4 protein-coding genes are annotated in these 5,617 nt (G+C 64.8%); all 4 read left to right on the top strand.

Going from position 1 to position 5,617, the window contains the following annotated elements; genetic code table 11:
• The coding region (locus tag ACG2LG_RS23485) for a hypothetical protein (RefSeq protein WP_396263258.1) at nucleotides 1-193 on the top strand (193 nt) is incomplete at its 5' end.
• Nucleotides 194-212: 19 nt separating this feature from the next.
• On the top strand, nucleotides 213-479 hold the full coding sequence (locus ACG2LG_RS23480; RefSeq protein ID WP_396263256.1) for a hypothetical protein: 267 nt from the start codon (nucleotides 213-215) through the stop codon (nucleotides 477-479).
• 466 nt (nucleotides 480-945) lie between these two features.
• Nucleotides 946-2,826, top strand: coding sequence for a sialate O-acetylesterase (locus ACG2LG_RS23475; RefSeq protein ID WP_396263253.1), 1,881 nt, complete (start codon nucleotides 946-948; stop codon nucleotides 2,824-2,826).
• 5 nt (nucleotides 2,827-2,831) lie between these two features.
• On the top strand, nucleotides 2,832-5,617 hold a 2,786-nt coding region (locus ACG2LG_RS23470; RefSeq protein ID WP_396263252.1), incomplete at its 3' end, for a DUF6288 domain-containing protein.

Raw genomic sequence — 5,617 nt, 5'->3', positions numbered from 1 at the left:
AACGTCCGGCACCGACTACTACTGCGCCGGCTCGGATGACCTCACGAGCTGGGCGACCGAGATCGTCCCCACCGACACCGGCGGCAGCCCGTTCCAGACCAACGCCGCCGGCGACCTGACCTTCTCCGTCGACATCTCCGGCCTCGGTCCGATTTACTTCCTGCGGATACAGGACGTCGATCCGGTTCCGTGATGGGGCGGCGGAGCAAGGCATGGCATTCTGGCGCGCCCTCTACAGCATCCGCCACGATCCGGACACCTACACCACCCATCTGATCAACGGCAGGTGGGATCCCTCGAAACCCGTGCTGGTCGCCCCGCGCACCTACGCGCAATCGCCGTTTCCGAGTGAACGGGGCGCCGTCTACTTCGGCGGCCACGATGCCAACTTCGCCCCCTCGACCGAACGCGCCTGGATCTTCAAGGCCGATCCGGGAACCGTTCTTTCGGGGGCGAGCGCTGAGCACATCGGTCATTGATCCAGTTGTTCCTTGTACCTGCTCCGGTATTTATGATCTTGCAACTGCCGGCTGTTACCGTTGCCACCGCGGCACCAACGAAACGGCAGTCTGGCTGCCACGCGCGAACATGGATAGCCGGTCCGCATAACCCTTGAAAGGAAAATGGAACCACGAATCGACACGAATAGGCACGAATTTTCAAGGGGTTGTGACGAAAGCCCGAATCATCCTACGGGTGAGTGAAGCCCTTTGCATAAAGCTCGGATTTGCAGTTTTTTATTCGTGTCCCTTGGTGTCCATTCGTGGTTTTTAGGATAACCGGCCTGCGCTGCGCGCTGTCGTTTGCGCGTAAAAGTTTGCCGCGCATCAGGAAGTGAACCGGTTTGGTGCCGCGGTGGAGATGTGCCAGTGTTTCGCAGTGATTCGGAATGCACACCGACGGGAGACGGGCGCCGGCACGTCCATCGCAACGAAGCTTCTCGCGGTGTTGCGCCTGGCCGCGGCCGCCGCGGTTTCCCCGGCCCCGGCCTTGGCCGGCATCAATGTCGATTTCGGCGGAGCCGGCCTTTACTCCGGGGAGGGTCCGGCCGGTGAGGCCGGGGGAACGGCATGGAACGAGTTCAAGGAGGCGAACGGCAAGCTCGCCGATCTGCGGGACTCGAAAGGCCAACCCACGTCCGTCTCCGTCACGGTGACGGGCTTCGTTGCCCCGTTCGGATTCGGCGCCGGCAGCACGCAGCGGTGGGCGGATTACAATTTCCTCGACGACAACCCGAATGGGATGCGCGACCACATGGCGACGGTCGTCTTCGAGGGGCTGACTCCCAACGCCCGCTACCACCTCTATCTGGTCGGCCGCGGGGACACGCCAGACCAGACCGCGACCTTCACCCTCGCCACGGCCAACGGCGGCGCCTCGGGAAGCACGCGAGGGTTGCTGCCGGAGGGTGAGTTCGGCACCCCCGGAAATTACGTTGCCCTGCCCGCAAATGCGGACGCCGCGGGACGGCTCGAGTACACCGTCGACAATCTCGACTCCCGCACCGCGGCACACAATGCCGTCCAACTGGTCGAGGCCGGCAATCGGAAGCTGCCCGCGAATCCGCCCCCGCGCTTCGGTTCCGATCCGGTGCTGGTCGATCTGTGGGGCAGCGCCCGCACCATCAAGCTGGTGTTTTCCCTGCCGCTGGCACCCGGCCCGGCGATCGACCCGGCGAACTTCCCGGTGGCGAGGGACGGCGGCGGCCCGGTTCCGCTGAGCGCCGCGGCCATCAGTGGCGACGGCAGGACCGTCACCCTGACCACCACCGCGCCGCTCGATCTCGCCACCGCCTTCTCGGTGAAGGTCAACGACCTCACCGACCTCGCGGGGCGCCCGCTCGCTGCCGCCACCGCGGGCACTTTCAAGACCTGGGACAACGACCCGCACGGCGTCAAGGTCTTCATCCTTGCCGGCCAGTCGAACATGGTGGGCTACGGGGAAAGCGAAAAGGGACACGGCGGGGTCGACGGCGCCATCGGCAGCCTACGCCACCTCGCGGTCACCGACGCTGCCGACTACGGCAAACTGCTCGCCGAGCCCGCCCACCCCGCCACCAGCGCCTGGAAGACCCGCAGCGATGTCAAGGTCTGGTGGGACCGCAGCGAACCGGGTTCCGGTCCCAGTGTCATCAAGGGCGACCTGGGCGTCGGCTTTGGCACTGACAGCGCGAAGATCGGGCCCGAGTATGGCTTCGGCTGGATCGTCGGCGATCACTTCGAGGATCCGGTTCTGCTCATCAAGAGCTGCTGGGGCGGCAGAAGCCTGGGCGACCAGTTCCGCCCGCCAAGCGCGGTGGCCAAGCGCGGGAACACCATCGGGCCGTACTACACCGGCATGCTCGACCAGGTCCGTGCCGTGCTGGGCAACCTCGGCAGCGAGTTCCCCGAGTGGGCCGGCCGCGGCTACCGGATTGTCGGCATCGGCTGGCACCAAGGGTGGAACGACAAACTGCCGCCGCTCAATGCGGAGTATGAGGCGAACCTGGTCGACCTGATCAACGACCTGCGCATCGAGTTCGGCAACCCCGAGCTGCCGGTCTCGATCGCCACCACCGGAATGCAGGCGGCACCGGAATACCATCCGGTGGAATCGGCCCAACTGGCGGTGGCCGACCCGGCCAAGCACCCGGAGTTCAAGGGCAGCGTCTTCACCACCGACACCCGCCCGTTCTGGCGCGATGCCTCGGTGTCGCCGAACGACCAGGGGTTCCACTGGAACTTCAACGCCGAGAGCTACTTCCTGATCGGCAAGGCCATGGGCGAGGGGATGACCAGTCAGCTGGAAGACCGACAACAACAGCACAAGACAAGACAGGAACGATAACCCAGATGAAGCTGCAGCCCATCTCCCACGTCCCGCTCATCCTGGCAACCTTTCTCCTCCATTCCGGATGGAGCCATGCCCTGACGGAGGATGAGGGTTTCTATGACGTGCCCGCGATCAACAGCGGTCCGGACACGGTGACCGGGCAGGGGTATTCCGAGAGCCCGCATCGCGGCAGGTGGTTTCTCAACCTGGGCATCACCGGCGCGCGCGGGCGCATGTGGGTCGATTCGCCCACCGAAATCGAAGTGGCCTACATCTTCGCCGGCACCCCGGCGGATGGGCAGCTCGCGGTGGGGGACCGCATCATCGGAGCCAATGGTGCCCTGTTCACCACGCCGCACAAGTTCGGTTACGGGATGGACAAGTTCGGCTACGAGGGGCCGCTGATGGACCTCGGCAACGCTCTCGACGCCGTCCAGGGAGGCAACGGCCAACTCACCCTCGACATCGTGCGCGAAGGACAGCCGCTGACGGTCACCCTGACATTGCCCACGAACTACGGGGGTTTCTCCCCGACCTATCCCTTCGACTGCCCGAAGAGCGATTTGATCCTCGAGGAACTCCTTGCCTACCTCGCCGGCCAGCAGCGGGTCAACGGTTCGTGGACGGAGCGTTACTACATCGACGCCCATGCGGTTTTGGCGATGCTCGCCAGCCTCAGCGAACCGGGCGAGAACCCCGGAGATCCGCCGAAATATTCGCAATATCTGTCCAACGTGAAAGCCGCGATGCAGTATTTCGCCGGTCAGACATCCACCGGGTATGACACCAGCTCTTACCCATGCTGGGAGTACGGGCTCTACGGCGTCTGCCTGGCCGAGTACTACCTGGCCCTCGACCGGTTCGAGGGCGAAGCATGGGCTCTGCAGGAACTCGGCGTAGCGGACCTCGACGAGGAACGGGCATGGTTACTACCGGAACTCGAAGAGATCAACACCTGGCTGGGTCAGGCCCAGTTGCCGGGTCCCTTCTTCAGAGGCGACGGCAACCATGGCACTGGCGGATGGAGCCACGATCCCAACCCCGGGAGCGGCTATGGCCCGATCTGCATGATCACCGCGCAGGCCATGGCGGCCTGGTCCCTGATCGCGCAGTGCGGGATCGATGTCGATCAGGACCGTTACAACATGGCCCACGAGTTTCTGGTGAAGGGCACCAACAACATCGGTTATGTCTGGTATAACGACATCAACAGCGGCGACAATCAATACGCCGATGTGGGCCGCACCGGCGCCGCGGTGGTGGCGCATGCCGTCGCTCCAAGCGCGCTGGCCGGCGGGGGCTTCGAACCCTACGCCCGCAGGTCGGCACAGTGCATCGGGGTCAACCCCAAGACCTTTCCCGACACCCACGGCTCTCCGCTTCTCGGAGCCGGCTGGGTCGCCCTCGGAGCCGCCTTCGACAGCGCCGCCTTCCGCCAGCTCATGGACGAGCATGCCTGGTACTTCGAGCTGGCCCACTGTCCGGATGGGACCTTCTATTATCAGCCCAACCGCGACAACAACAACCAGGATATCCAGCGTTACTCGCGCTTGAGCGCCTCGGCCGCCGTCGCCCTGGTCTTGTCGATCCAGCACCGCTCGCTCCGCGTCATGGGCACCTTCAACACCCCCACTCCGGTGCTCGACCTCTCCGCCCAGCCCGGCAAGAACAAGGTGACCCTGACGTGGCTGCCCTTTCCCGGGGCATCGGCCTATACCGTGAAACGCTCGACGGTCCCGGGCGGACCCTATGATGACACCTTCGACGCCGGGCAGGAAACAAGTTATGCCGACACCGAAGTCGCCGCCGGCACCACCTATTACTATGTGGTCTCGGCCACCACCGTGGAGGGCGAAACCGGCGATTCATCCGAGGTTGCGGGGACCTCGACCAGCGGGGACACCTGGTATTCCGCGGCGACCAGCGGCGCAACCGTGGTCGACGATTCCACCGCGGATTGGGCCGCCACCCCGAGTGGTTCGGGCGGGAATCCCAGTGCCCTGCCCGTCCCCGGCGATTCGGACACCTGGGTGGTCCAGCAGGATCTCCGTGCCGGGTTCACGAACACCACGTGGCATGGCGCAACGAGCCGGGTCGACGGCGGGGACAACCATCCCTCGCTCGGCTTGTTGTATGCAGCTGGAGCAAACCTGACCTTTCAGGACGTTTACCTGAACGGCGGCGGACTCAACTCGAACGGACATGTCTTTGCCGGCAACACGCTCACGGTGGACGCCACCAGCGGTGGCTACGTCGGCACGGAAGGCGGCGGCGCCACGACACTCGATTTCAACGCGATCACCGGCTCCGGAACGTTGATCTCGATCGGCATCTTCGACCGGCGCCTCGACCCGGAGTCGGGCGGCGGTGCGGTCATTGCAGCCGGGACCGATCTCTCCGGCTTCACCGGACTGCTCAAGCTCGAAGGCAAGCAGGATTTCTGGTTCGCCGGCAGCGTGACCACGGCGACGTTCGGCCTCGAAATGGTGGACGCCGACCACAACTACGTGATGCAGAGCGGCGTGGATGTGAAGGTGACTTCGGCCAAGTTTGGCGAAACATCGCTGCCAACGGGCGCCTACACCGGCACGGACCTGATCAACCTCGGCCTCGGCGCCTACATCACCGACAACGGCGGCACCCTGTCGGTGGAGCCCGCCGCCCTGCCTGTGGACCCCAAGATCACCGCAATCTCGGTGTCCGGCTCGATCGCCACGATCGTCATGAAAGGAACGTCCGGCACCGACTACTACTGCGCCGGCTCGGATGACCTCACGAGCTGGGCGACCGAGATCGTCCCCACCGA

This window comes from Haloferula sp. A504, assembly GCF_044385805.1.
Classification (GTDB): Bacteria; Verrucomicrobiota; Verrucomicrobiia; order Verrucomicrobiales; family Akkermansiaceae; genus Haloferula.
Note: the sequence above shows the minus strand (reverse complement) of the source record. Positions and strands in the feature narration are given on the sequence as shown.

What these genes read in the sequence shown, in the direction of transcription:
- ACG2LG_RS23480 (WP_396263256.1), top strand. Translation starts at nt 213, where the DNA reads ATGGCATTCTGGCGCGCCCTCTACAGCATCCGCCACGATCCGGACACC.